Origin of the sequence: Cloacibacterium normanense (assembly GCF_003860565.1) — a bacterium.
Lineage (GTDB): Bacteria > Bacteroidota > Bacteroidia > Flavobacteriales > Weeksellaceae > Cloacibacterium > Cloacibacterium normanense.
The window spans coordinates 366,307-391,995 of sequence record NZ_CP034157.1 but is presented as its reverse complement, the minus strand read 5'-3'; the positions used below and the strand labels follow the sequence as shown (position 1 = coordinate 391,995).

At 33.8% G+C, this 25,689-nt stretch carries 26 protein-coding genes and 1 tRNA gene; 13 read left to right on the top strand and 14 right to left on the bottom strand.

The window, feature by feature from the left end; all coding sequences use genetic code 11:
• Positions 1–46: 46 nt before the first annotated feature.
• Positions 47–1,120: a serine hydrolase domain-containing protein gene (locus tag EB819_RS01945; protein WP_069797110.1), complete on the top strand. Its 1,074-nt coding sequence runs from the start codon at positions 47–49 to the stop codon at positions 1,118–1,120.
• A gap of 262 nt (positions 1,121–1,382) precedes the next feature.
• Here the strand turns inward: EB819_RS01945 and EB819_RS01940 are convergent, their stop codons facing one another.
• From EB819_RS01940 to EB819_RS01930, 3 genes are all read right to left on the bottom strand, one after another.
• Positions 1,383–2,027, bottom strand: coding sequence for a DUF1684 domain-containing protein (locus EB819_RS01940; protein WP_069797111.1), 645 nt, complete (start codon positions 2,025–2,027; stop codon positions 1,383–1,385).
• Entirely contained in the window at positions 2,028–2,417 is a 390-nt protein-coding gene (locus EB819_RS01935; RefSeq protein ID WP_069797112.1) for a hypothetical protein, read from the bottom strand.
• Between the two features lie 71 nt (positions 2,418–2,488).
• Positions 2,489–3,910, bottom strand: a complete 1,422-nt coding sequence (locus EB819_RS01930; RefSeq protein WP_069797113.1) for an L-serine ammonia-lyase — start codon at positions 3,908–3,910, stop codon at positions 2,489–2,491.
• A 158-nt stretch (positions 3,911–4,068) separates the two neighbouring features.
• Between EB819_RS01930 and EB819_RS01925 the strand changes: the two genes are divergently transcribed.
• The 4 genes from EB819_RS01925 to EB819_RS01910 all read left to right on the top strand — a co-directional run bounded on the left by EB819_RS01925 (position 4,069) and on the right by EB819_RS01910 (position 8,435).
• Positions 4,069–5,739 carry an ABC1 kinase family protein gene (locus tag EB819_RS01925; RefSeq protein ID WP_069797114.1) on the top strand — a complete coding sequence of 557 codons (1,671 nt, stop codon included), beginning with the start codon at positions 4,069–4,071 and terminating at the stop codon, positions 5,737–5,739.
• A gap of 147 nt (positions 5,740–5,886) precedes the next feature.
• Positions 5,887–6,666, top strand: coding sequence for an MlaE family ABC transporter permease (locus EB819_RS01920; RefSeq protein ID WP_069797115.1), 780 nt, complete (start codon positions 5,887–5,889; stop codon positions 6,664–6,666).
• A gap of 1 nt (position 6,667) precedes the next feature.
• Positions 6,668–7,417: an ABC transporter ATP-binding protein gene (locus tag EB819_RS01915; protein ID WP_069797116.1), complete on the top strand. Its 750-nt coding sequence runs from the start codon at positions 6,668–6,670 to the stop codon at positions 7,415–7,417.
• A gap of 13 nt (positions 7,418–7,430) precedes the next feature.
• A complete protein-coding gene (locus EB819_RS01910; protein ID WP_069797117.1) occupies positions 7,431–8,435 on the top strand; it encodes an MlaD family protein in 1,005 nt (334 codons plus the stop codon).
• Here the strand turns inward: EB819_RS01910 and EB819_RS01905 are convergent, their stop codons facing one another.
• The 5 genes from EB819_RS01905 to EB819_RS01890 form a co-directional block, all read right to left on the bottom strand.
• Positions 8,436–9,083 carry a hypothetical protein gene (locus EB819_RS01905; RefSeq protein ID WP_069797118.1) on the bottom strand — a complete coding sequence of 216 codons (648 nt, stop codon included), beginning with the start codon at positions 9,081–9,083 and terminating at the stop codon, positions 8,436–8,438.
• A 101-nt stretch (positions 9,084–9,184) separates the two neighbouring features.
• Positions 9,185–9,745, bottom strand: coding sequence for a YceI family protein (locus EB819_RS01900; RefSeq protein ID WP_069797214.1), 561 nt, complete (start codon positions 9,743–9,745; stop codon positions 9,185–9,187).
• Positions 9,746–10,120: 375 nt separating this feature from the next.
• Positions 10,121–10,246 (bottom strand): hypothetical protein, encoded by a 126-nt coding sequence (locus tag EB819_RS12910; protein ID WP_260199801.1) that lies wholly within the window; start codon positions 10,244–10,246, stop codon positions 10,121–10,123.
• Between the two features lie 159 nt (positions 10,247–10,405).
• Positions 10,406–12,082 (bottom strand): formate--tetrahydrofolate ligase, encoded by a 1,677-nt coding sequence (locus EB819_RS01895; protein WP_069797119.1) that lies wholly within the window; start codon positions 12,080–12,082, stop codon positions 10,406–10,408.
• Between the two features lie 393 nt (positions 12,083–12,475).
• Positions 12,476–14,662 (bottom strand): polyribonucleotide nucleotidyltransferase, encoded by a 2,187-nt coding sequence (locus tag EB819_RS01890; RefSeq protein ID WP_069797120.1) that lies wholly within the window; start codon positions 14,660–14,662, stop codon positions 12,476–12,478.
• Positions 14,663–14,934: 272 nt separating this feature from the next.
• Between EB819_RS01890 and EB819_RS01885 the strand changes: the two genes are divergently transcribed.
• A complete protein-coding gene (locus tag EB819_RS01885) occupies positions 14,935–15,177 on the top strand; it encodes a GlsB/YeaQ/YmgE family stress response membrane protein (RefSeq protein WP_069797121.1) in 243 nt (80 codons plus the stop codon).
• 67 nt (positions 15,178–15,244) lie between these two features.
• Here EB819_RS01885 and rpsO read toward each other — a convergent pair whose 3' ends face one another.
• The gene (gene rpsO, locus EB819_RS01880) at positions 15,245–15,514 is read right to left on the bottom strand and encodes a 30S ribosomal protein S15 (protein ID WP_069797122.1); all 270 of its coding nucleotides are present in this window, start codon (positions 15,512–15,514) and stop codon (positions 15,245–15,247) included.
• Positions 15,515–15,687: 173 nt separating this feature from the next.
• Between rpsO and EB819_RS01875 the strand changes: the two genes are divergently transcribed.
• A complete protein-coding gene (locus tag EB819_RS01875) occupies positions 15,688–16,263 on the top strand; it encodes a pyruvate decarboxylase (protein ID WP_069797123.1) in 576 nt (191 codons plus the stop codon).
• A gap of 18 nt (positions 16,264–16,281) precedes the next feature.
• Here the strand turns inward: EB819_RS01875 and EB819_RS01870 are convergent, their stop codons facing one another.
• Together EB819_RS01870 and EB819_RS01865 are read right to left on the bottom strand one after the other, a co-directional pair.
• Positions 16,282–16,728 (bottom strand): XrtF-associated fRMsr-like GAF protein, encoded by a 447-nt coding sequence (locus EB819_RS01870; protein WP_069797124.1) that lies wholly within the window; start codon positions 16,726–16,728, stop codon positions 16,282–16,284.
• Between the two features lie 13 nt (positions 16,729–16,741).
• The gene (locus tag EB819_RS01865; protein WP_069797125.1) at positions 16,742–18,175 is read right to left on the bottom strand and encodes a nicotinate-nucleotide adenylyltransferase; all 1,434 of its coding nucleotides are present in this window, start codon (positions 18,173–18,175) and stop codon (positions 16,742–16,744) included.
• Positions 18,176–18,222: 47 nt separating this feature from the next.
• Between EB819_RS01865 and EB819_RS01860 the strand changes: the two genes are divergently transcribed.
• From EB819_RS01860 to EB819_RS01840, 5 genes are all read left to right on the top strand, one after another.
• Positions 18,223–18,990 (top strand): MBL fold metallo-hydrolase, encoded by a 768-nt coding sequence (locus tag EB819_RS01860; RefSeq protein ID WP_069797126.1) that lies wholly within the window; start codon positions 18,223–18,225, stop codon positions 18,988–18,990.
• A gap of 70 nt (positions 18,991–19,060) precedes the next feature.
• Positions 19,061–19,142: transfer RNA gene (locus EB819_RS01855), tRNA-Leu, on the top strand.
• A gap of 306 nt (positions 19,143–19,448) precedes the next feature.
• Positions 19,449–19,985: a YceI family protein gene (locus EB819_RS01850; protein WP_069797127.1), complete on the top strand. Its 537-nt coding sequence runs from the start codon at positions 19,449–19,451 to the stop codon at positions 19,983–19,985.
• 34 nt (positions 19,986–20,019) lie between these two features.
• A complete protein-coding gene (locus EB819_RS01845; protein WP_069797128.1) occupies positions 20,020–21,321 on the top strand; it encodes a hypothetical protein in 1,302 nt (433 codons plus the stop codon).
• Positions 21,322–21,451: 130 nt separating this feature from the next.
• Positions 21,452–21,985: a hypothetical protein gene (locus EB819_RS01840; protein WP_069797129.1), complete on the top strand. Its 534-nt coding sequence runs from the start codon at positions 21,452–21,454 to the stop codon at positions 21,983–21,985.
• A 231-nt stretch (positions 21,986–22,216) separates the two neighbouring features.
• Here EB819_RS01840 and EB819_RS01835 read toward each other — a convergent pair whose 3' ends face one another.
• Both EB819_RS01835 and queG read right to left on the bottom strand, forming a co-directional pair.
• Positions 22,217–22,897, bottom strand: a complete 681-nt coding sequence (locus tag EB819_RS01835) for a TIGR02117 family protein (protein WP_069797130.1) — start codon at positions 22,895–22,897, stop codon at positions 22,217–22,219.
• 96 nt (positions 22,898–22,993) lie between these two features.
• Positions 22,994–23,917, bottom strand: coding sequence for a tRNA epoxyqueuosine(34) reductase QueG (gene queG / locus EB819_RS01830; RefSeq protein WP_069797131.1), 924 nt, complete (start codon positions 23,915–23,917; stop codon positions 22,994–22,996).
• A gap of 276 nt (positions 23,918–24,193) precedes the next feature.
• Between queG and EB819_RS01825 the strand changes: the two genes are divergently transcribed.
• On the top strand, positions 24,194–24,487 hold the full coding sequence (locus EB819_RS01825; RefSeq protein WP_069797132.1) for a rhodanese-like domain-containing protein: 294 nt from the start codon (positions 24,194–24,196) through the stop codon (positions 24,485–24,487).
• Positions 24,488–24,611: 124 nt separating this feature from the next.
• Here the strand turns inward: EB819_RS01825 and EB819_RS01820 are convergent, their stop codons facing one another.
• Complete coding sequence (locus tag EB819_RS01820) at positions 24,612–25,544, bottom strand: NAD(P)H-dependent flavin oxidoreductase (protein ID WP_069797133.1); 933 nt, start codon at positions 25,542–25,544, stop codon at positions 24,612–24,614.
• Positions 25,545–25,689: the final 145 nt, after the last annotated feature.

Sequence of the window (25,689 nt, the reverse complement as noted above, 5' to 3'; positions counted from 1 at the left end):
ATTTAACCTTCCCGCCAAAATCCCATCAAAGAGCTAAAACCAGTTGATGAAAATTTTAAAATTTCTACCTCTTTTAGTGTTACTCCCATTTTTAAGTTGTAGCAGTAGTAATGATGAACCTACGCCAACTCCCACAGAAACAATGTATTTCCCTAATAATACAGACAACAATTGGGAAACCAAATCTATCGCCAGTCTCGGTTGGAACCAAAGTGCAGTGCAACCGCTTAAAGATTTCTTGGCAGAAAAACATTCTAAATCTTTTATGATTTTGGTCAACGGCAGAATTGTGATGGAAGAATATTTCAACGGGCATTCTGCTACCGAAACTTGGCCATGGAACAGCGCAGGAAAAACATTGGTTTCTACCACCACAGGAATTGCGCAACAAGAAGGTTTACTGAACATCAACAATAAAGTTTCTCAATATTTAGGAAACGGCTGGACAAGCGAACCTCTGGAAAAAGAAAACCTCATCACGCCAAGACATTTACTTACTATGACTTCGGGCTTAAATGACGAAAGCAATTGGGTCATAAAATCTAACCTCACGTATTTGGCAGATGCTGGAACGAGATGGTCTTACAGCAATGTTTTTCAGAAATTAATAGATGTAGTGGCAGCTTCTAGCAACCAAACTTTTGAGAATTATTTTAATGCTAAACTGAAAAATAAAATCGGGATGGATGGTTTCTGGAATTTCGGGACTATTTTCACCATTTATCATAGCAATACCAGAAGTATGGCGAGATTTGGACTGCTTTTCCTGAACAAAGGAAAATGGAAAAACGAACAAATCATCAATGAAACTTATCTGAACGAAGCCATTTCTACTTCTCAAAATATCAATCCTTCTTACGGTTATCTTTGGTGGCTCAATGGAAAATCCAAATATATGGTTCCGGGTTCGCAAACGGTTTATCCCACAGCTTTAGTTCCTAATGCTCCTGCAGGTATGTTTGCAGCAATGGGCGCCGAAGACCAAAGAATTTATGTAATTCCGAGTAAAAATATGGTGGTCATCAGAATGGGCGACGCTTCGGATCCGCAGAATCCTAATTTTGCACTGTCTGGTTTTGATGCTGCTCTTTGGGATAAAATTAATGTGGTGGTTAGATAGATTTTTTCACGCAAAGTCGCGAAGGTTTTTCGCAAAGAGCGCTAAGATTTTATTTGAATTTTAAAATATTTGCCATAAAATTTCTGTGAACTCTGTGTTTTTCTTCGTGAACTTTGTGATGTTTTTTCACGCAATGGCGCAAAGGTTTTTCGCAAAGAACGCTAAGATATATATTAGAAAACACGCTTTGGAGCGTGTTTTTTGTTGTGTATATAAGCAAATTTTTTTTGAAATTTCTAAGATTTATTTCCTATTAAAAATATTAATGCTCAAACCAAATATCTTGGTATTTCACACCTGCTTCGATTGGTAATTGCAACCAGTTATTCTGAGGAACAATTGGGCAACTGTAATCGGTAGCGTTATAAGCACAAAACGGATGATACGCTTTATTGAAATCAATAATCAATTCATCATTTTGAGGAATTCTTAAGTCCAAATATCTTCCGCCACCATACGTGTCTTTTCCGTTGGTTTCATCTTTGAAAGGCAAGAACAAATAATCCTGATATTCTGGGTCATCTAACAAAGCTAAACTTTGATAAACCGTCAATACTTGTTCTACTCCATTCAGCGTGAAATAGGCTTTCCCGAATTCTCTGTATTTTTTGGTTCTTCCAGACGAAGTAGGAATTTCAAAAGGAACCGCATTTTCAGTTTTTACCAATTTCGCTTTTACACGATAGTTTAAATCAATAGGAAAAAAGGGATGAGACTTGAATTTCTTGAAATTAGAACCACGCAAAGGTGTTTCTTCTTCTGTTTTGTATTCTTTATTAAGTTCTTTTTGAAAGGTTTCGATTTCTAGAATTTCTGCAGGAAATTGTTTTTTATCGGTTTTATTTTTAAGACCTTGACCAAAGGCAAAACTTGAAACTAAGAGTAAAAGTAGGTAAATCTTCTTCATTTAAATTAATTTTATAGTATAAACATCGCTTTCATTTCTATCAATATCAGTCACCAGAAAACCTCCTTCTTGCGGAATTTCTTCTACGAAATCAAAGAGTTTGCAATCTTTAGGCAATCCAGAAAAAATAAGTGTAAACCAATATTCTTTCACAGGCGGAACTTCCGTCCAGTAAGGAAACATCGAGATATTTTCCCAGAATAAAAGTTGGCTTCTGTGTCCCGTAAATTTATCTACCAAGAACGTGGTGCGCCAAATTCTTACGAGATTTCCAATCAAATAATTATTCTGAAAACCACAGTGCACGATAACTTGCTTCTCTTCCTCGAATTTTGTGTCAAGTTGTGAGAGCAATTCTGGAGCAATATTGGGTTTGATAATGGTAGCCATTGATAAAAATTCAACGGCACAAGTTAAGAATTTTTAGAAAATAAATAGAAGTTATCTTCCTCAAAATTTCATTAACATTCTGCCACGTTCACGGCAACTGCTAAACCACCTTCAGAAGTTTCCTTATACTTAGAATTCATGTCTAGCGCAGTTTCCCACATGGATTTGATGACATCATCCAGAGAAACTCTGGCTTTAGAAGGATCGCTTTCTAGCGCGATATGACAAGCGGTAATCGCTTTCATGGCGCCCATAGAATTTCTCTCAATACATGGAATTTGCACCAATCCACCAATTGGGTCGCAAGTAAGACCAAGGTGATGTTCCATTGCAATTTCTGCTGCCATCATTACTTGAGCTGGAGTTCCGCCCGAAATTTCTGTTAAACCAGCTGCCGCCATCGCCGAAGAAACTCCGATTTCTGCTTGGCAACCTCCCATTGCTGCAGAAATAGTTGCATTTTTCTTGAAAAGCGTACCGATTTCTCCCGCTACTAAAATAAATCTGATGATATCTTCTTCAGAATTGAATTCAGTAAAGGTTTGAGAATACATGAGCACCGCAGGAATTACACCACTTGCTCCATTTGTCGGTGCCGTGATAATTCTACCAAAACTGGCATTTTCTTCATTTACAGCCAATGCAAAACACGAAATCCAACGGGTAATTTGATTGAAATCTTTAGGAGAATTTTTTACCGCAGCAAACCATTCGTTTATATTTTTGTAAATAACGTCTTCGCCTAATAATTTTCGATTGAAATCTGCAGCTCTTCTCGTTACATTAAGTCCACCTGGTAAAACACCTTCTTTATTAACGCCTTTGTAAATACATTCTTTAATTTGTTGCCAAATGTAAAGTGCTTCACTTCTCGTTTCTTCTTTGGTTCTCCAAGCTTCTTCATTGATGTATACCAAATCAGAAAGTCTCTGTACGCCTAATTTTTCACAATATTTTGAAATATCTTCGCCTTTATGACAAGGGTAAGGTGTTCTGATACAGTGACTTTCTATAGAATTATCTTCTTGAGTCGCCACAAAACCGCCACCAACAGAATAGTAGTCTTTTTCTAAAATTTCGCCGTTGTTAAAAACCGCTTTGAAAATCATTCCATTGGGGTGAAAATCTAGTGATTTTTGCATATTCAACACCAAATGTTTTCCATAAATAAAAGGAATTTCTTTTTCAGCTCCTAAAATCAATTTTCCAGAATTTTTGATTTCGGCAATTTTAGCATCTATTTTATCGGTATCTATTTTTTTGAAATTTTCGCCGCTTAAACCCAGCATTCCGGCAATGTCTGTTCCGTGACCAATTCCTGTTTTGGCAAGAGAGCCAAAAAACTCTACATACACTTCTGCCACCTCTGAAATCTGGTGATTTCTTCTGATTTCACTCAGAAACATTTCCGCTGCATTCCAAGGTCCCATTGTATGAGACGAAGACGGCCCAATTCCTACTTTTATGATTTCAAAAACCGAAATACTCTCCATATTGATTAATGATAAATGATTTTTACAAAGATAAAATTATTAGGCAAACCATAAAAAATTATTCATCCTTAAAATTTTGAAAATACGCCTTCAAATTTTGTAACAGATAAGCCACTTATTCTCAATTAATTTGCTCTTGAAAAAACAACTCATTTCCTATGAATATCATTCCCGAAAATCTAAAAAAATACCAAAAATTTATTTCTTTGGTGCTCAAATATAGAAACAGCGACATTTTATCAGCTGCTTCAGACAAAGCGCTTGATGAATTGGCAGAAGATCAGGAACTTTCTGAAGAGTCTAATCGCTACACTTCGCCAGAAGAATTGGTAGAAGACCTTAAAAATATGGGGCCGACTTATGTAAAAATCGGGCAAACTCTTTCTACAAGACCAGATTTATTGCCAGAACCTTATTTATTGGCATTGGCTTCTCTACAAGATGATGTAGAGGAAATTCCGTATTCTGAAATTCAAAAAATAGTAGAAGAAGAATTAGGAACGAAGATTTCCAAAGCTTTTTTAAGTTTTGACATCCAACCATTGGCTTCGGCAAGTATTGGGCAAGTTCACAAAGCGGTTTTGCGCTCTGGAAAAGAAGTCGCGGTGAAAATTCAAAGACCGGGAATTCGTAAAAATTTCCTCGAAGATTTAGACACCCTGAAAGAATTGTCAGACCTTGCTGTAAAACATTCTAAAACCGCCAAAAAATACGGAATAAACGATGTTTTAGACGAGATGAGACATATTCTCATTCACGAACTAGATTACAACAGAGAAGCTCAAAATCTGATTGCTCTGGGCAAAAATCTAGAAAAATTTGAGCATATTGTGATTCCTCAACCTGTTTTAGACTACTCTACTTCTAAAATTCTGACGATGGATTTCGTGGACGGTCAAAAAATCACTTCTGTTCATGGAATTCAAAAAACAGAAACCGATTTTTCCGTGCTCATTGATGAATTGGTAGAAGCTTATCTTCAACAAATTATTTTTGATGGTTTTGCACATGCAGATCCACATCCAGGAAATGTACACCTGACCAAAGACCGAAAAATTGCCTTAATGGATTTAGGAATGGTGGCGAAATTCAGTCCTAATTTGCAGGAACAAATTTTGAAATTGCTCATTGCCATCAGCAAATACAATGGTGAAGAAGTTTCTAAAGTGCTTCTAGAAATCAGTCAAGATGATAAAAACGCGGATATTATTGGTTTCAAAAAAGAAATCAACCGAATTGTACTGGATTCTCAGAACAGAAATGCCGCAGAAATGCAAACGGGAAAAATGCTCATCAGAATGAATAAAATTGCCGCAGAAAAAGGAATTAGAATTGCGGTAGAACTGAATATTCTTGGAAAAATTTTATTGAATTTAGACCAAATCGTAGCGGTTCTCGCTCCTCAATATGATTTGGCTGAAAGTATGAAGCAGATTTTGGAGAAAATGATGGTTAAAAAAATGGCTCACGAAGCCCAACCCGAAAATTTCTTTGCTCAATTGATAGAAACCAAAAAATTAGCCGAAAATCTTCCGGAAAGACTTAATAAAATCACCGAAAACTTAGCTCAGAATCAGTTTCAGCTCAAAATAGATGCGATAGATGAAGAACGATTTACAGATGCCTTCCAGAAAGTAGCCAATAGAATTTCCATCGCACTTATTATTGCTGCATTAATTATTGGCTCATCTCTATTGATGAGAGTTCCTAATTTTCAAATTTTTGGAATTTCTATAGCGATGTTTTTCTTCATCATTGCATCGGTTTTCGGATTATGGCTCGCTTATAAAATGGTTATGAAAGACGAAGATTTTAAAAGAAAAAAATAATCACCAAAAAAACAAGTCGCAAAATAAAAAGTTTTCCGCTGTCATAAAAAATGACTGCGGTTTTTTTTTGTTATCAAATAATTAACAGGAATTTTAAGGATAAATCAAAAAATTTCAGTAAATTTGATAGAAGCTTAAATGTTTATTATGAAAGTTTTTTATCAAATAGTACAATCTTTAAAAAACTTCATCGTAGAGATAGGCGAAATGAGCTATTTCAGCATAAGATTTTTAAAAGAATTTTATAAAAAGCCTTATGAATTTCAAGAATTCCTGAAACAATGTTACAGCATTGGTAACCGCTCACTTTTTCTAGTTTCTGTTACGGGATTTATCATCGGTTTGGTTTTCACTTTACAAACCCGTCCTACCTTAATGGAATTTGGTGCTGTTTCTTGGATGCCTTCCATGGTGAGTATTTCCATTATTAGAGAAATCGGGCCGATTATTACTGGGCTGATTTGTGCAGGAAAAATAGGCTCTGGAATAGGTGCAGAAATAGGTTCTATGCGCGTAACCGAACAAATAGACGCTATGGAAGTTTCGGGAACCAATCCTTTTAAATATTTGGTGGTGACTAGAATTCTTGCGACGACTGCTATGTTACCGATTTTGGTTTTTTACAGTGATTTTATCGCAATTTTCGGGTCTTATTTGGTAGAAAATCTGAAAGGTGATGTTTCTTTTTTACAATATTTTAATCAAGTTTTTGACAATATAGAATTTAGTGATTTGCTTCCTGCAACCATCAAGACTTTTTTCTTTGGTTTTGCCATAGGAATGGTAGGTTGTTTCAAAGGATACCAATGTAAATCAGGAACACGAGGTGTAGGAATTGCCGCCAATTCTGCGGTGGTTTACTCCTCCATGTTATTGTTTGTTATCGATTTTATCGCTGTATTGATTACCAATATTTTTATAGAATAAGATGAATCCTAATGCTGCACATGAACCGATAATCAAAATTGAAAATCTCTATAAAAAATATGGAGACAATGTAGTTTTGGACGGATTTAACCTAAATCTTTATCAAGGAGAAAATTTGGTGATTATGGGAAAATCTGGCTCTGGAAAATCGGTGATGATAAAATGTTTGATTGGGTTAGAAATTCCAGACAGCGGAACAATTGAAATTATGAGCCAAAAATTAGAGCATCTTTCTCTGAAAGCTTTAGACGAAATAAGAGCAGACATTGGATTTTTATTTCAAGGAAGTGCGCTTTATGATTCTATGACGGTGAGAGAAAATCTAGAATTTCCGCTCAGAAGACATATTTCAAAGTTTGGAAATGTAAAAGATACTTTGCCTTTGGTAGAAGAAGCGCTGCAAAATGTAGGACTCAAAAATGTAATTGATTTAATGCCGAATGAACTTTCTGGTGGTATGAAAAGAAGAGTTGCTCTTGCCAGAACGCTTATTCTAAAACCAAAAATCATCATTTATGATGAACCAACCACTGGCTTAGACCCGATTACTTCTAAAGAAATTATCTTGCTCATGAAATCGGTGCAAGAAAAATATAAAACCTCATCGATCATCATTACGCATGATGTAGACTGTGCTAGAGTTATTGCTAATAGAATGATTTTACTGATTGACGGAAAAAATTATGCAGAAGGAACATTTGCCGAACTTTCCACTTCACAAGACCCAAAAGTAAAAGCATTTTTTAAATAAGTTTTTTAAAAACATGGAAAAATCAGTTGCTCAAAAATTAAGACTCGGAATATTTGTTATCCTCGGAACCATCATTTTTATTATGGCTGTTTATTTTATTGGAAACAGACAGCAATTTTTTGGAAAAACCGAAACCTTAAAAGCACATTTCGAAAATGTAAATGGCTTACAAGAAGGGAACAATGTCCGTTTTTCTGGAATTAATGTGGGCTATGTTAAGAGGATAGAAATCATCAACGATACGCTCATTAATGTAGAAATGAATATCGACAAAAGTGCGATGAAATTCATCAAAAAAAATGCAGTGGCAAGTATTGCTTCTGATGGTTTAGTAGGAAATATGATTGTCAATATCACTCCAAATTCTGAAAATGCTGAACTTGCTAAATCTGGAGACATTCTAAAAGTCGAAGAAAGACTTACTACTGAAGATTTGCTCAAAACCCTCAACAAAACCAATAACAATGCTGAACAAATTACGGCTAATATTCTAGAAGTTTCTGAAAAAATAAATAACGGAACAGGAACGCTAAGTATGTTGCTGAATGACAAAACACTAAGTCAAGACGTGAAATATGGGATTTCTGACCTTAAAAACAGTATTGCCAACATTAAGAAAACTAGCTACGAAACCACGAGAACCATTAATGAAGTGAATAAAATTCTTGCAGGAATTAATGACAAAGAAAACATTGTTGCGGTTCTTAAAGATTCTGCTGTTGCTAATAAAATGCGAAGAGCGCTAACTCACTTAGATGAATCTTCTCAAAATATCAATAAAACTGTAGAAAATCTAAACGAAACCATCAGCAATGCTAAAAACGGAAAAGGCGCCATCAATTACCTTTCTAACGATGCCAATTTGGTGAAAAATATAGACTCTACAATGAATAATCTGAACCAGGCAAGTGTTTTACTGAACCAAAATCTGGAAGCGCTGAAACATAATATTTTCTTCAGAGGTTATTTTAAAAAATTAGAAAAGGAAAAACAAAAAGCTCAGAAAAACCAAAAATAATCACTCGCTGAAAACTTCTTCTAAAATTTTAGAAACTTCCTTGGCTTTAGTCACAGGGAAAAGGTGTGTTCCGCCTTTTATTACATAATTGGGCTTAGAATTTTTTACCGGAAAAACAATGTCCTTATCTGCTAAAATTTGGATAACGTTTTTATCCTCTTCATGTTTCCATTCTAAGATTTTATTGATGCTCCATTTCAGATAAGTAGGATTTTGCACCTTGAAATATTGCCAAAGTTTAGGATTATTGGGGTCAAATAATTTTCTGAAAAAGGCATAAGATTTGATGGTTTTTTCGGAGAAATAACTTTCGGGAAGTTTCGCAAAAATTCTAGAACTTTTTGCCAAATGGAAGGTAATAGACATTTCTTTATCAGACTTTATACTTCCCAGAATCACTACTTTTTCTGCAGGTTTCAGTTTGTGAATTTCTTGCACCATAATTCCTCCAAAAGAATAACCCAATAGACAAAATTTTTCGCTCACATCTACTTTTTCGGCCATTCTATTTACATAGTTTTCAAAACTTTCATTGTAATTAGGGATTACCCAATCGATGTAGATAATTTCGGTAAACTTTTTAGGAAACTGGATGTACTCAAAAATACTTCCATTTGCTCCCAATCCACTGATGACATATAATTTCATACGATTATTAGGTTAGTAATTCTGTATAAATATACAGATTAAAAACAAAAAATCCTAAAGAAATTTTCTTTAGGATTCTCTAAAAACACAATTGAAAAAAACTATTTCGCTGTTAGTTTAACAACCAAATCTATATCGTCTTTTACTACTACATCTTGCATAGTAGATTTATAAGCTATGTCCCATTTTTGTCTATCGATAGTAAATTTATCAGATTCTAAAGTTACTACGCCGTTTTTAACTGAAATTTTAGCAGGGAAAGAAACTGCGTTTGTTTTTCCTTTAGCAGTAAGATTTCCTGTAACGATGCTTTTACCATTAGCTCCTTTTTTCACTGAAGTGATTTTGAAAGTAGCAGTAGGATATTTATCAACTTCGAAGAAGTCGCCATTTTTAAGGTGACCGTTTAATTTTTGTTGATATTCACCTTGTAAATCAGTAGCGTTAATAGAAGTCATATCTAATACAAAAGTACCACCAACTAGAGCGTTTTTCTTTAAAACTACAGTTCCGTTTTTCACGTTTACCGTTCCATCGTGAGAAGAAGCTTCAGTTTTAGCGATTTTATAACCCCACCAGTGAACGTCAGAAGAAACTACTTTTTTAGCTTGTCCAAAAGCTAGTCCAGATACTAGTACTAATGATAATGCAATTTTTTTAATCATAATCTTTTTATTTTTTAATGAGACAAAAGTAGTCTTATTTCTGATACGAAGTCATTGATGTATGTTAAGAAATTTCAATTTCTATATTTAATTTCTTCTATCAATAAAAAACTTCGCTTGAATGGCTCAAGCGAAGTCTAACATAAAAACTTAAAAATTATGAAAATAGTTATAAAATTGAGGCTTTAAAAAAACCACCTACATTTTATAAGTTATTATCTTTCACTTCATAAAGTTACAGTTTTTATCTGAAATATTCAAATAATAAACATCTGAGTTTTATCACTAAAAAGCTCCCGAAAGTCAAAATAACATCTCGAGAGCTAAAAAATTAAATAATTGAGAAAACTGATTTATGTTGAAACTATAGTGTTATAGTGTAGATTTTACTTGCGGTTTAGATTTCTTGTTCAGAAATCTATTCATCAAATAATTAATAGCAATCGGAGCTACATAAGCTAAAATCGCAGTGAATATTTTTGATCTTACATTTTTCATAATTTTGTTTTTATATTTTGTGATTGGTGCTTTTTGTTGATACAAAGATTCTGCAAATCCATTGAAAATATTTTATAGAATTTCCATAAATATTTACAGAATTTCACAAAAAAACCGACTTTATAAAAAGTCGGTTTGTTATTTTATATGGTGTAAAGACTAGCTTAATCCAGTAATGACGCCATCTTTGTCTATATTCATTCCTTCTGCTGCTGGAATACTTGGTAAACCAGGCATTCTCATCATATCTCCTAAAATTGGGATAATGAATCCTGCTCCTGCTGCAAATTCAAATTCACGAACGGTAACTTTGAAACCAGTTGGTCTTCCGATTTTTTTCTCATCATCAGTTAAAGATTTTTGAGTTTTTGCCATACAAATCGGTAGCTTATCCAGTCCAAGTTCATAAATGGATTTTAATTGATTTTTAGCTTTCTGAGAAAATACAGCGCTGTCTGCTCCATAAACTTCTTTGGCAATTGTTTCGATTTTGTGCTCCACAGAGTCTTCTACACTATATAAAGGTTTAAAATTATTACCACAATTAAAAGCACAACTCGCCACTTCTTCTGCAAGTGCTTTCATGCCTTCTCCACCCATCGTAAATTCATCTGCGAGAATGGCTTTCACTCCTAGTTTTTCGCATTCAGATTTTACAAAATTGATTTCTTCTTCTGAATCTGTAGCAAAATGATTAATCGCTACAATTGGTTTTAATTGCCATTTAAAGCCGTTTTCAATATGTTTTTTAAGGTTTTCAATGCCTTTTTCTACTGCTGCGAGATTCGGTTTTTCGTATTCGCCTTTTTTAGCACCACCGTGATATCTTAAAGCTCTAATGGTAGCCACCAAAACATAAGCATCTGGTTTTAAATTTCCATAATATCCTTTGATGTGCATGAATTTTTCTGCGCCTAAATCTGCTCCAAAACCGGCTTCTGTTACCACAAAATCTGCTAGAGAAAGTCCCATTTTAGTAGCGATAATCGTATTGGTTCCTTGCGCAATATTCGCGAAAGGCCCACCATGAAGAATCGCAGGATTTCCTTCTAAAGTCTGTACTAAATTCGGACGAATAGCGTCTTTTAATAAAATCGCCATAGCACCTTCTGCATTCAAATCTCTGGCGTAAATGGGTTTTTTATCAAAAGTATAGCCTACGAAAATATTCCCTAATCTGTTTTTTAAATCTTCGAAATCTTTAGAAAGACAAAGAATCGCCATCACTTCTGATGCTGGTGTAATATTGAAACCTTCTTCACGCGTAATTCCGTTATTAGAACCGCCCAAACCTACTACAATATGACGAAGACTTCTATCGTTCATATCCATTACACGTTTCCAAACGATGGTTCTAGGGTCTATATTTAGGCTTCTTTTTTTATCTTGAAGATTATTATCAATCAATGCAGAAAGTAAATTATTGGCTTTTTCTACCGCCGAAAAATCTCCTGTAAAATGCAGATTAATATCCACCATCGGAATAACTTGTGCGTAACCACCACCTGCTGCTCCACCTTTTATCCCGAAAACTGGACCTAAACTTGGCTCACGCAAAACTGCGATGGCTTTTTTCCCGATTTTGTTCAATCCGTCACATAAACCAACAGAAACAGTGGTTTTACCTTCACCAGCTGGAGTGGGATTAATCGCTGAAACCAAAATCAATTTTGATTTCTTAATATTTTCTTCGTTGATGTATTTTAAAGGGATTTTCGCTTTGTATTTCCCGTAATACTCTAAATCTTCTCGGTCTATACCGATTTTATCTGCAATTTCTCTAATATGTTTAATATCTGCCGATTGCGCTATTTCTAAGTCTGTAGGAAAGCTCATATTTTTTAATTTGTTTATTCTCAAAAATACAAGAATTTGACTAAACCATGAAAATTTTACGCTTGAGATTTATCACCGACCAAAAAATGAGAATATTTTTTATGTTTTGAGAGATTTAACTAAATATTATCAATACAATCTAAATAAAAATGACAATCTATGAATACACTCCGAAAAACATTTTTAGATTTTTCTAAAAAAATTCATCAAAAAATCACACAAAAGTGTAATTGAATCACAAAAAGGATAGCCCTATTTTTGAACATCCAAAAAGTAAAAATATGAGAACTATAAAACTACGATTTAAAAAATTTCTTCACAGACTTTTAGAATATTATAGCGTGAAGGAAACGTGAGAAAAAAACTCCCGCAAAATTGCGAGAGTTTCTATTTTTATGCTTGTTCTGTTGGTTGTTCTCCTTCTGGTTTTGGAGCCTCTCCTTCAGTTCTAGGCTTTTGTTCTGGTCTTGGTGGTCTTGGTAAAAGAACTTTTCTAGAAAGTCTCATTTTCTTACGATCATCATAACCCATAAATTTCACTTCTACTTCATCACCTTCTGCATACGGAACTTTATCAAGTCTCTTCCATTCGATTTCTGAGATGTGTAGTAAACCTTCGGTTCCTTTAGCAATCGCTACGAAAGCACCGAAATCCATTACTTTTACTACTTTACCTTTATACACTGTTCCTACCACTGGCACGAAAGTAATTTCGTTAATTCTAGCAATTGCAGCATTGATTTTCTCACGGTCAGTTCCAGAGATTTCAATTCTACCAATTTCGCCCATTTCTTCAATAGATATTACAGTATCTGTATCTTTTTGAAGCTGTTGGATAATTTTACCACCAGGTCCAATTACCGCACCGATGAAATCTTTAGGAATTTCTAAAATTTCCATTTTCGGAGCGTGAGGTTTCACATCTGCTCTTGGTTTATCGATGGTTTTAAGGATTTCTCCTAAAATATGTAATCTACCTTCTCTTGCTTGATTAAGAGCGGTTTCCATGATGTCCATGGTTAAACCTTGGATTTTGATATCCATTTGACAAGCGGTAATTCCGTCTGCAGAACCTGTTACTTTGAAGTCCATATCACCCAAGTGATCTTCGTCTCCTAAAATATCAGAAAGTACAGTGAATTTACCAGATTTCGGGTCAGTAATTAATCCCATAGCAATACCAGAAACTGGTTTTGTAATTTGTACACCAGCATCCATTAATGCAAGAGTTCCTGCACAAACTGTAGCCATAGAAGAAGAACCGTTAGATTCTAAAATATCTGAAACTACTCTAATGGTATAAGGATTTTCGTGAGGAATCATTCCTGCTAAAGCTCTTTGAGCTAAGTTTCCGTGACCAACTTCTCTTCTTGAAGTTCCTCTTAGAGGTCTTGCTTCACCTGTTGAGAATGGTGGGAAATTATAGTGTAGGAAGAATTTTTCGTCGTAATTAATGGCAACAGAATCTACCATGTTGGCATCTTTCACAGAACCTAAAGTTACCGCTGTAAGAGATTGCGTTTCACCTCTGGTAAAGATTGCAGAACCGTGAGCTCCTGGTAAATAATCGATTTCTGACCAAATCGGACGAATCGTTTTAGGATCTCTACCGTCTAATCTGATTCCTTCGTTTAGAATCATTTGACGCATTGCTTCTTTTTCTACATCGTGGTAGTAAATTTTAGCAAATGGTTCTACGTCTGCTCTTTCTTCTTCTGAATATTGAGAAAGGAATTCTTCTAAAACTGCAGCAAATTTTTCGTGTCTTTCTTCTTTTGCAGAAGGAGTTTTTGCTACGTTGTAAACTTTATCATAACATTCTGCCCAAACTTTCTCACGAATTTCTTCATTGTGCGTTTCGTGGCAGTATTCTCTTTTGGTTTGAGATGCAGGAATTCTGGCTGCTAATCTTTCTTGTGCTTCGATTTGAACTTTAATTTCTTCGTGAGCGTATTTAATCGCTTCTAGCATTTCTGCTTCAGAAATTTCTTTCATTTCACCTTCTACCATTACGATAGAATCTTTGGTAGCACCTACCATAATATCTAAATCTGCTTTTTTAAGATTTTCGATACTTGGGTTGATAGAAAGTTGCCCATCAATTCTTACTACTCTTACTTCAGACATTGGCCCGTTAAAAGGAATATCTGTAATCGCAATAGCAGCTGAAGCAGCTAAACCAGCTAAAGCTTCTGGCATTACTTCTTTGTCGTAAGAAATGAGGGAAATCATTACTTGAACTTCTGCGTGGAAATCTTCTGGGAAAAGCGGACGAAGAACTCTGTCTACTAATCTCATGGTAAGAACTTCATCATCAGAAGGTTTGGTTTCTCTTCTAAAGAAATTTCCTGGGATTTTACCACCCGCGTAGAATTTTTCTCTGTAATCTACTGTAAGAGGTAAGAAATCTACCCCTGGATTTGCGTCTTTATTGGCTACAACTGTTGCAAGGAGCATCGTTCCGCCACATTTTACTACTACAGAACCATTAGCTTGTTTTGCTAATCTTCCTGTTTCAATGGAGACTTCTCTCCCGTCTTTCAATTGAAATTTTTCAATAATTGCTTCTGGAGCATTCATAAAATTTACTGTCTTGTGCAATCCGTATTGATTGCGTTATTATTTAAACTCTTTAAATTTTCGATGGCAAAGATACGGAATTTTGTTTGATTAGGTTTTAAAAGGTTTTGAAATATTGAGTTCATTGCCACATACATTAAAGTAGAAAATTTCATTAAAATTAGTTAGATTTTTAGAATTTCAAGAATTGTTTATATCATTTTTATAAATAATTTTTTGAGGGAAATAATACTATACATTTGCCTTAATATTAACACTAAAAACAAAACATTATGGGAATTTTATGGACATTAATTATTGGAGCTATAGCAGGATGGCTTGGAGCACAAATTTTTAAAGGTGGAAGCCTTGGCTTAGTGGGAAACATAATTGTAGGTATCATTGGAGGTGCAATTGGCTATTGGCTTTTAGGAACTGTATTAGGAACTGCATTAATTGGTCAGATTCTTACAGGAGCAGTAGGTTCAATAGTTTTACTTGCTATAATCAATTTATTTACCAGAGGTAGAGCGTAAACTCACTCTAATTAACAAAAAAAGCAACTCAAAATTGAGTTGCTTTTTTTGTTTTTCTTGTATCTGATTATTTTCTGATTCCTAGTTCAGCAATAATTGCTCTATAACGAGAAATTTCAGTTTTCTTAAGATAATCTAACAATCTTTTTCTTTTACCTACTAATTTAACTAGAGATTTCTCTGTAGCATAATCTTTGTGGTTTTTCTTTAAGTGACCAGACAAATGGTTAATTCTGAATGTGAATAAAGCAATTTGTCCTTCTGCAGAACCTGTGTTTGCAGCGTTTCCTCCGTGTTTAGCGAAGATTTCTGATTTTTTTTCTGATGTTAAGTACATGCCAATATTATTTAATGATTATTATGTAACGAGGTGCAAAAGTACAACTTTATTTTTAAACCGAAAAATTTATTCTTAGATTCTAAAGACATTCCTGTAATAATGTTAACAAATTCTTAAATTTTATAAATAACTTACTGAAATTCTGCGTAAATTTGCCTCATCTTTTTGATATGAAAAAAATTCTATTCTGTGGTTTAGCGGCAAGCCTTATCATCATAAGTTGCAAAAATTTAGGAAGCACCTTGGTGAAGCTTAACCATTCTATTAAGCTAAAACATGTAGATAGAATTGTCTATTTCGACCCAGAAGTTTATCCTAATTTCGAAGAAATAAAAGAACCCACCAATAATGTTATTTATAGTGCCGTTTCTGACGAATTGAAAAATTACGGCAATTACAAAATCATGCACATCAATAATGCTAACATTAAATATGACAGCGTAGATGTGAATATGATCAAAGAATCTTGCCTAAATAACGGTGCAGAAATCGCCTTGGTTCCGAAAGTAAAATATTTTAAAGTTGGTCTTGGGAAATACGTTTTTTCTAATCAAGTCATCATCAGCATGAAAATGTACAATAATGACGGCGAACTGGTGATAGAAAACTCTTATGACACTTATAAAGGAAGCGGTAGATTACTCGGCAGTGCAGAAAATTCTATAAAAATAGGCACCGCAAATGTCATCAAAAACATGATTACTGAATTAAAAAGCAGGAATATGACTACTCCTGCTTCTGAATAATTTTCTATTGATAGAATTTTATAAAATCTTTGCCAATTCAGCACACAACCATTCTAGCAATTCTCTATCCTCATCTGTAAAAGGGTCTTTTTTGTGAGAATCTATATCTATTTGGCCAATATTTACACCATCTTTAATGATAGGAACTACAATTTCTGCTTTGGTTTCTAGCGAACAAGCCAAATAATTATCTTGTTCCCAAACATCTGGCACTACAAAAGTTTCGTTTGAAACCGCAACTTGTCCACAAATCCCTTTACCAAAAGGAATTACAGTATGATCTGTAACTGCACCAACATAAGGTCCTAAAACCAATTCTTCCTTATCGCCATTTTTAAAATAAAAACCCGTCCAGTTAAAATAATCAAACTCTTGGTCTAGAAGATGACAGATTTTTTCTAACTTTTCGGTGGTATTGTGACTTGGGCTTTCAATAATAGATGAAAGTCTTTTTTTAATTTCCATAATTTTTAAATTTTTAATATTCTTCGAATGTAATATCTTCTTTGTAACCGAACATTCCTCTTTCTTTAATCATTGCCGCCACTCCATCTGGTAATTGCTCTTCCCAGCCTAATTCACTATTCGAAATTTTCTGCAAAATTTCTCTAGAATAAATTTCAGAATGCTCTGGATTATAATCCTTAATATCTACAATTCTTCTGTTATGTTTAAAATATTTATACAATTCTTTAAGATTGTCATTCACTTTTAAGTTTTCTGATGTGAGCAATTCGTGTGTTTTAGGATCTTTATAAGGATACAGATATACTCTCATATCTTTTTTGAAGAACTTACCAAATGCTTCTAAGATTCCACCAGAAAGATGTTTGTAATAATCTTCATCAAAAACCATCAATAAATTATTAACTCCCATCGCAATTCCGGTATACCTTACATTATAAGAAGTGAAATAATCTACTAATCTATAATATTCTGAGAAATTAGAAATCATCACGGTATAACCCAATTTCGCCAAAACATCTACTCTATCTAAGAAATCTCTTTCGTCTAAATTTCCGGAAGCTTTGAGATTAGAAACTGTAATTTCGAAAAGAATAACGGTATCTTCTGGTTTTCCTTCTGTTTCATTGAGGAACATTTTTAGACCGTTTTCGAACATATCTACATTCACCAAAGTTACTGGCCTGAAACTTCCTCTTACTGCAAAAACATCTTTTCTATACAATAAATCCGCTGGAAGCATGTTTTTCCCCTCAGAATTGAAGATAACCGCTTCTGTCATAGAATTTTTAATCAACTGAAGACTCATCAATCGATTATCCACATAAGGAAAAGCAGGTCCCTGAAAATCAATCATGTCTATTTCAATTTTATCCACCGAAATATCATCATACAAACTTTTGATTAATCTTCTAGGATTGTCATATAGATGAAATGCTCCATAAACCAAGTTTACCCCAAGATTTCCTAGCGTTTCTTGCTGAAGTGTAGCATCATTTTCTTTAAATTTTACATGCAATACAATTTCGCTGTACTCTTGACCAGGTTGCGCCTGAAACATAATTCCTACCCAACCGTGACCTAAAAAGGTTTTTTGATAATTAATGGTAGTTACTGTATTTGCAAAAGAGAAAAATTTACGATGTGCATTTTCTTCTTTATCTAAACGCTCTTGGATAAGACCTACTTCATGACGAAGCATTTTTTTCAGTCTATTTTGGGTTACATATCTATTTTTATCTTCTTTACCATAAATAGCATCACTGTAATCCTTATCATAAGCAGACATTGCTTTTGCAATCGTTTGAGAAGCAGCTCCCGCTCTAAAGAAATGACGAACCGTCTCTTGTCCCGCACCAATTTCTGCAAAAGTACCATATATATTAGGGTCTAAATTGATGGCTAAAGCCTTTTGCTTGGGAGTAAGATATTGCTTAATTACAGACATGAATAAAATTTTGCGTAAATTTACCAAAATCTCACAAAAACCCAAAAATGAAGTTGAAATTTCTAGGAACTGGCACTTCACAAGGCATTCCCGTGATTGGATCTACTCATCCTGTTTGCTTATCTACTAATCCTAAAGACAAAAGACTAAGGTCATCTGTCATGATTACGGATGATGATGGAAAAAAGATTCTTATTGATTGTGGTCCAGATTTTCGTCAACAAATGCTCACCAACCAAGAAAGCAATTTAGACGCCTTATTAATTACGCATGAACATAATGACCATGTTATTGGTTTAGATGATTTACGCCCTATTATTTTCCAAAAAAGAAAAGATATTTCTATTTATTGTTTGCCAAGAGTAGGAAAAGAGATTCAAAATAGGTTTCCGTATGCTTTTACAGAAGACAAATATCCTGGCGCTCCGAGTTTTGAAATCACAGAAATAGGAAATAAACCATTTATTATAGAAAACACAGAAATTACTCCTATTCAAGTAATACATTATAAGTTACCAATTCTAGGTTATAAGTTCAAAAACCTCGCTTATATTACTGATGCCAGTTTCATTTCGGAAGAAGAACAAGAAAAATTGAAAAATTTAGATGTTCTTATTATTAACTGCTTAAGAAAAGATGAACCACATGTTGCACATTATATATTACCTGAAATTCTAGAATTGGTAGAAAAACTACAACCCAAAACTACATATCTTACTCATATTAGCAATAGATTTGGCTTCCATGACGAGATAGAAGCGATGACGCCAGAGAATGTTCATCCTGCATATGATGGACTAGAAATAGCGTTTTAAGAAAATATTTTCTAGAAATTTTCTTTTTTTAAAATAAAAATATTCTATATTTGCACCACCAATTTTTAATGCCCAGTTGGCGGAATTGGTAGACGCGCTAGACTCAAACTCTAGTATCGAAAGATGTGCCGGTTCGATTCCGGCACTGGGTACAAAAAGAGAACTCTTTAACAGAGTTCTCTTTTTTTTTGGTAATAATTCATTATTTATTGGTAATTTTCAAATAATCCTTAAGGGTCCTTTAGTTTCTTTATTAATTTAATATATATCAATGTCATATTTTATGATAATAATCAGATATAAAGTTCTTTTTATTATGAATTTCATAACAATATAAGCTAATTGACAAATATCATGTAAATATTTTAGAAAATTTTAGGAATTATTTAAAATATAAGCATATCTTTGTATTGTTAAAATTCAATAATTCATAATAAAATTTTAAAAAAAATAAAAATATGAAAAATTTAGCCAAAACAATTAATCGCGTTTTTATCTTACTTTCCCTTTTAGCAGTAGCTGTATTTTATGCACAAAGCGTTACTGGAAAATCTTTTAAAGTGGCAGTAAACGGAACATCTCCAATGCACGATTGGACAATGACTTCTACATCTGCAGTATTCACTGGTACTGTAAATGGTAATGCTATTACTAATGTAAAATTTGTAATGGCTAGTAAAAACCTAAAAAGTGAAAAAGGTAAAATGATGGACAACAAAGCTTATAAAGCTTTAAAAGCAGATGCAAATCCTAACATTACTTTCACTGCTGCTTCTTTACCTGTAGGAAAAAGCAACGTAGCTGGTAAATTAACAATCGCAGGTGTTACTAAAAACGTTAACATTACTGTAAACGTAGAAAAAAATGGTAATTCTTATAAAATTACTGGGTCTGAAAGCTTAAAAATGTCTGAATACGGTATGGAAACTCCAGGTTTCTTAGGTGTAACTACAGGTGATGCTGTTACAGTAAACGTAAATATCGTAGCGAACTAATAATAAATATGAATAACAATTAAATAAAAAAAGTATGAAAACTTTATGGATTAAAGCCGCTGTTCTTTCAACTGTATTAACAAGCACAGCTTTCTATGCACAAGAAGCAGATATGAGAGATTATCTTGCACCTGAAAAATCAACTAGAAACGTATTCGAAGACCCTAAAGTAGAAGCTCCTGAATACAATGGAGTAAAAGTATCTGTAGGTGGTGATTTCGCTTTACAATTCCAATCTCTAGACCATAGTACAAAAGGAACTACTGCTGCTCCACTTGTAAACATGGGTGCTGACTTCAACTTACCAACTGCTAACTTAGACCTTAATGCTTATTTAGCTAAAGGTATTAAAATGCACTTAAGAACTTATCTTTCTGCAAGACACCACAACGAAGCTTGGGTAAAAGGTGGTTACATTCAAATTGATAACTTAGATTTCATTTCTCAAGGATTCCTAGGTGGTCTTATGAAAAATGCAAGAATCAAAATAGGTATGGATGACATTAACTACGGTGACTCTCACTTCAGAAGAACTGACAATGCTAAAGCAATTAACAATGCTTTCGTAGAAAATAACATTATGGATTCTTTCACTACTCAAGCTTTTGGGGAAGTTTACTACTACTCTAATGGATTCATGGGTATGGTTGGTGCATCTAACGGTAAATTAAACCAAACTGCAGTAAAAGGAACTAACGATAACGCTCCTTCTATCTACGGAAAACTTGCTTATGACAAACAACTTAGCGAAGATTTAAGATTCAGACTTTCTGGTTCAGTGATCAAAACTAACGGTTTAAATACTAACGGTAAATTATTCGGTGATGACAGAGCTGGTTCTAGATACTACTATGTATTATTAACTACAGCTGATGCTATGGGAACTTCTAACTTCCTGACTGGTAGATTTGACCCAGGTTTCAAAGAAATGACTGCTATCCAAATTAACCCATTCGTTAAATATCAAGGTTTAGAATTCTTCGGTACTTACGAACACGTTTCTGGTAACAAACCTTTAAACGCAACTACTAAGAGAGATTCTGATGGTTCTTACAACCAAATCGCAGCTGAATTACTTTACAGATTCGGTGGAAAAGAACAATTCTATGTAGGTACTAAATATAACACTGTAAGTGGTAAAGATTATGACGGTGCTGCTGAAAGAAAAATAGACCGTTTCAACTTAGCAGGTGGTTGGTTCATGACTAAAAATATCTTAGCTAAATTAGAATACGTAAACCAAAAATATAACGAAAGTGCAGCTTGGGGTACAACTTCAGCTCTTTACGGAGGTAAATTCAATGGTTTAGTTTTCGAAGCTACAATTGGATTCTAATCGCTAATCGAAATAGAAGAAATGAAAGAAAGGGGCATCTATTGCCCCTTTTTTAATGATAAAAATCAAAAATTTCCCACTATAATTTTTCGTAATTTTATAGTATAAAAACAACTCAAAAATTATAAAAATGAAAACGCTATCTACAGTGCTTAAAACAGCGGTTTTGTTATTATCTCTCAACGTATCAGCACAAGAAAAAACTTCTTACGTAAGCATTAATGGCACTACCAATGTCAATACTTTTAAATGTGTAAATAACAGTTTCCATCAGCTTGTTCCACTATCACTCAACCATTCTAGTAATAACAAATTTGCAGAAACTTCTATCAATCTTATCGTAAAAGATTTCGATTGTAAAAACAGAATCATGACCAATGATTTTAGAGATATTATTCACGCAGAAAAATATCCTTTTCTTAACATCACTTTTTTATCTTTAGACAAAAAAGACCATAACACTTACAAAGCTTATGTACAAGTAAAAATGATGAACAAAGTCAAAAAATATTTTGTAGACCTCACGCTTAAAGATTCGGTTTTGGTAGGAAACAAAACCCTTCGTTTTAGCGAGTTTGACATTGTTCCTCCTAAGAAATTTGGCGGAATGGTAAGTGTAAAAGACGACTTAAACTTAGCAGTAAGCCTTAAAGTGAAACCCTAAATATTAATTTTTATTAATATAAGTGCATGAAAATGATTTATTTCTTAATTTTAGAATACACAAATCACTTATCCCATGCACAAAAAACAAACACCACAGAAAAAATTTAAAGTAAGAATTAAATTTCCACCAAAAAGAATTCAGAAAAATTATAAGAATTGATTTTTTGATTGAGATACGCTCTCTTCAAAAAATCAATTTTCTTTTATAGACAATTCTAAAATATTGGATTTAATACTGATAATGCTGAAATATTCCTTTATCAGAAGCCGTCCAAAATGCAGCTTTTTGCCCAGAAACTTTCAGAGCTTCATTCGTCCAAGTATTGCAGGTAAATAAGAAACTATAACTGCCTTTTGCTTCGTAAAAAGAATCATTTTTACCGTAAACCGCTTTCGTTTTGATGTTGATGTAATTTCCTTCAGCATTTTTATCCATAGCATCATCAATGAACTTAATCAACCTTTGATATTGCGCTGAAGTCATCTCTAATTTCTTACAATCCTCTCCTAGTTTCATTTCTTTATAAAAAGTAGTATGAATCGCACTATTTCCCAGCCAAAAAGCTGCTTTGAAAGCCGTAGAAAATTTTAAATCTGCCCAAGCTGGCGTATCCAGATAGAATCCTTTATCTCCCCAACCAATAGCGATGTATCTCAAAGTAGAATCTTTGGCAACCGTATCTTCATAAGGAAATTTCTGACTCCAGTCTATTTCTTTTGACTTCACTGGGAAAACCAAATCCGTATGAACTCCATTGGTCAAAATATATGCTTCTACATTTTTGGGCTCATTGGTTTTTTCCGCTGGAATTTCTATAAAAGGCAATAAATAAGCACACAGTAAATATAAAGCCACCAATCCAACAATAGAAACAATGGTTTTCAATAAAATTTTAAAGAATTTCTTCATGATATTTTTTTCTCGAAGATAAAGGTAAACGAAAAATTAAAATTGTAAATGCTCCGAAAAAGCTTTGTAAAAATTTATTTCTTATTTTTATAAAACTTACAAAGAATGATCCTTCAATAAGTTAATATTACGCATCAATCCAGAAAACTTGGTTCTTTTGACCGCAGATTTTTTAAAAATTTCAGAAAAGAGTTCTTGAGTAAGTTCCTTCCATTCGTTTTTTCTAAAATTTAGTTTTTGGAAATTAGGCGCAAATTTCTCTTGTAAAGTAGGTGCAGAAAATCGGTTCCACGGACAAACATCTTGGCAAACATCACAGCCAAACATCCAATCATCCATTTTTCCGTTAAAATAATCTGGAATTTCGTTTTTCAACTCAATCGTAGCATAAGAAATACACTTGCTGCCATCTACTATTCTATCTGAAACGATGGCTTGAGTAGGACAAGCATCTATACACGCTCTGCAACTTCCACAATGATCTGTAACCGCCAAATCATAGTCTAGCTCTAAATCACAAATAATTTCTGCTAAAAAATAGAAAGAACCATGCTTTTTGGTAATCAGATTCGCATTTTTCCCTACCCAACCTAAACCAGATTTTCTAGCCCAAGCTTTTTCTAAAACAGGAGCAGAATCTACAAAAACCCTGAAACCAAACTCACCAATTTCTTCCTGCAGTTCAGTCACCATTTCTTTTAAAATATCTTTGATGACTTCATGGTAATCTTCTCCGTAAGCATATTTTGAAATTTTGAAATTATTGATTTCATCTATTTTTACTTTAGGAAAATAATTATAAGAAAGCGAAATGACTGATTTTGCACCATCTACCAAAAGTATTGGGTTCAACCTTTTGTCGAAATGATTTTCCATGTATTTCATTTCGCCGTGATAGCCTTTATTAAGCCAAGCTTCAAGACGTGGCGCTTCTTCTTCTAGAAATTCTGCTTTAGAAATTCCACAAGATTGAAACCCGAATTTTTCGGCTTTTTGCTTAATCAGTTGAGAATAATTCATTAATTTTTAACGCAAAGGCGCAAATATATTTTTTTTATTTTTACGTTTTTAAGACGCAAAGTTTTAACAAACTTCGTTTGTTTTATTTTGGAAAATCAATGATTTTCTAGTGACTTAAAAAGATTTTATTTTTATAAATTCTTCTAGCGACTTTGCGTTTTTATTCAATGATTTTGGTATAATTTATAGTCTGTAACATAAATTACAGTGCGAAGTTAAGTTTTTTTCTATTTTTGCCCTGTAAAAATGAATGAATAATAATTAAAAAAATAAAAAATGACTTTTGAAGAAATTTTAAATTCAGGTGAATATCACTTAATCGACGTAAGACAACCAGAAGAATTACAAATGGACGGCGCAATAGAAGGCGCTGTAAATATACCTTTAGCAACTGTTCCTTTAAGATTAGACGAAATCAAGGAAATGAAAGGCCCAAAAATCATTTTCTGTAGAAGTGGAGGAAGAAGCGGACAAGCTTGCCAATTTCTAGCTCAAAACGGCTTAGAAGGCCTTTTTAACGGTGGTGGTTTTATGCAATTACATGCAGCATTAGAGCATTATAAAAAATAATAAATCAGAGTTTTCATATTTTTTTGTACAACCAGCGCTCCCAAATTGGGAGCGCTGGCTTTGTTTTGACGAACGCTTTTAGGGTTTAAAACCCTGAAAGCGTTTTTTATTTCTATCAAAATTTTTAAAATTTAGAAAAATCCGCCTCCTCAAACTCTTTCAATAATTTTTGAAAAACTTGTTCCACCGTTAAAATCTCATCGATTAAAGCAGAAGATTGTCCAATTTCCAATTCGCCTTCTTCTAAATCTCCTTCGAACATTCCACGTTTTGCTCTTCGCTTCCCGAGTTTGTCCTGCAAAGCTTCAATATCTTTTCCTTCTTTGTAAATTTCTTCCAGTTCATAGAAAAATTTATTCTTTACGAGACGAACTGGCGCCAATTCTTTTAGAGTCAATTGCGTATCTCCTTCCTGAGTTTCTACAATTTTTTGTTTCCAATTTTCATGAGCGCTTGCTTCTACGGTTGCGGCAAATCTAGAACCAATTTGAACACCATCAGCTCCCAGAATCATCGCTGCTTTCATTTGGCTTCCTACCGCAATTCCACCAGCTGCAATGAGCGGAATTTCTATATTTCTACGAACATTCGGAATGAGAGAAAGTGTAGTAGTTTCTTCTCTTCCGTTATGTCCACCCGCTTCAAATCCTTCTGCTACAACTGCGTCTACTCCTGCTTCTTGGCATTTTTTTGCAAATTTTACAGAAGATACTACATGTGCAACTTTTCTTCCTTCTTTTTTTAAAATTTCAGTATACGTTTTCGGATTTCCAGCAGAAGTAAAAACGATAGGGACTTTTTCTTCTAAAATTATCTGAATAATCTCTTCAATATTAGGGTACAACATCGGAACATTTACGCCAAAAGGTTTATCCGTAGCGAGTTTACATTTCTGAATATGCTCTCTTAAAACATCTGGATACATACTTCCTGCACCAATTAAACCCAATCCACCAGCATTAGAAACCGCAGCAGCCAATTTATAGCCAGAATGCCAAATCATACCTCCTTGAATAATGGGATATTTAATATTAAAAAGTTGAGTAATTCTGTTCATGAAATTTTTTGTTTAAAGATAAGATTTTTAAAAATTAATTATGTTCTTTTCCTTGATGAAAAGAACCCAAAATCAAGACTTCACTTTCTTCGGCTAAAATTAAAAATAAAATCCTAAAATCCCTGAAACTCTCTCGTCATACTGA

Coding starts and splice junctions, on each gene's coding strand:
- EB819_RS01945 (WP_069797110.1), top strand. CDS start 47: ATGAAAATTTTAAAATTTCTACCTCTTTTAGTGTTACTCCCATTTTTA.
- EB819_RS01940 (WP_069797111.1), bottom strand. CDS start 2,027: ATGAAGAAGATTTACCTACTTTTACTCTTAGTTTCAAGTTTTGCCTTT.
- EB819_RS01935 (WP_069797112.1), bottom strand. CDS start 2,417: ATGGCTACCATTATCAAACCCAATATTGCTCCAGAATTGCTCTCACAA.
- EB819_RS01930 (WP_069797113.1), bottom strand. CDS start 3,910: ATGGAGAGTATTTCGGTTTTTGAAATCATAAAAGTAGGAATTGGGCCG.
- EB819_RS01925 (WP_069797114.1), top strand. CDS start 4,069: ATGAATATCATTCCCGAAAATCTAAAAAAATACCAAAAATTTATTTCT.
- EB819_RS01920 (WP_069797115.1), top strand. CDS start 5,887: ATGAAAGTTTTTTATCAAATAGTACAATCTTTAAAAAACTTCATCGTA.
- EB819_RS01915 (WP_069797116.1), top strand. CDS start 6,668: ATGAATCCTAATGCTGCACATGAACCGATAATCAAAATTGAAAATCTC.
- EB819_RS01910 (WP_069797117.1), top strand. CDS start 7,431: ATGGAAAAATCAGTTGCTCAAAAATTAAGACTCGGAATATTTGTTATC.
- EB819_RS01905 (WP_069797118.1), bottom strand. CDS start 9,083: ATGAAATTATATGTCATCAGTGGATTGGGAGCAAATGGAAGTATTTTT.
- EB819_RS12910 (WP_260199801.1), bottom strand. CDS start 10,246: ATGAAAAATGTAAGATCAAAAATATTCACTGCGATTTTAGCTTATGTA.
- EB819_RS01895 (WP_069797119.1), bottom strand. CDS start 12,082: ATGAGCTTTCCTACAGACTTAGAAATAGCGCAATCGGCAGATATTAAA.
- EB819_RS01890 (WP_069797120.1), bottom strand. CDS start 14,662: ATGAATGCTCCAGAAGCAATTATTGAAAAATTTCAATTGAAAGACGGG.
- EB819_RS01885 (WP_069797121.1), top strand. CDS start 14,935: ATGGGAATTTTATGGACATTAATTATTGGAGCTATAGCAGGATGGCTT.
- rpsO (WP_069797122.1), bottom strand. CDS start 15,514: ATGTACTTAACATCAGAAAAAAAATCAGAAATCTTCGCTAAACACGGA.
- EB819_RS01875 (WP_069797123.1), top strand. CDS start 15,688: ATGAAAAAAATTCTATTCTGTGGTTTAGCGGCAAGCCTTATCATCATA.
- EB819_RS01870 (WP_069797124.1), bottom strand. CDS start 16,728: ATGGAAATTAAAAAAAGACTTTCATCTATTATTGAAAGCCCAAGTCAC.
- EB819_RS01865 (WP_069797125.1), bottom strand. CDS start 18,175: ATGTCTGTAATTAAGCAATATCTTACTCCCAAGCAAAAGGCTTTAGCC.
- EB819_RS01860 (WP_069797126.1), top strand. CDS start 18,223: ATGAAGTTGAAATTTCTAGGAACTGGCACTTCACAAGGCATTCCCGTG.
- EB819_RS01850 (WP_069797127.1), top strand. CDS start 19,449: ATGAAAAATTTAGCCAAAACAATTAATCGCGTTTTTATCTTACTTTCC.
- EB819_RS01845 (WP_069797128.1), top strand. CDS start 20,020: ATGAAAACTTTATGGATTAAAGCCGCTGTTCTTTCAACTGTATTAACA.
- EB819_RS01840 (WP_069797129.1), top strand. CDS start 21,452: ATGAAAACGCTATCTACAGTGCTTAAAACAGCGGTTTTGTTATTATCT.
- EB819_RS01835 (WP_069797130.1), bottom strand. CDS start 22,897: ATGAAGAAATTCTTTAAAATTTTATTGAAAACCATTGTTTCTATTGTT.
- queG (WP_069797131.1), bottom strand. CDS start 23,917: ATGAATTATTCTCAACTGATTAAGCAAAAAGCCGAAAAATTCGGGTTT.
- EB819_RS01825 (WP_069797132.1), top strand. CDS start 24,194: ATGACTTTTGAAGAAATTTTAAATTCAGGTGAATATCACTTAATCGAC.
- EB819_RS01820 (WP_069797133.1), bottom strand. CDS start 25,544: ATGAACAGAATTACTCAACTTTTTAATATTAAATATCCCATTATTCAA.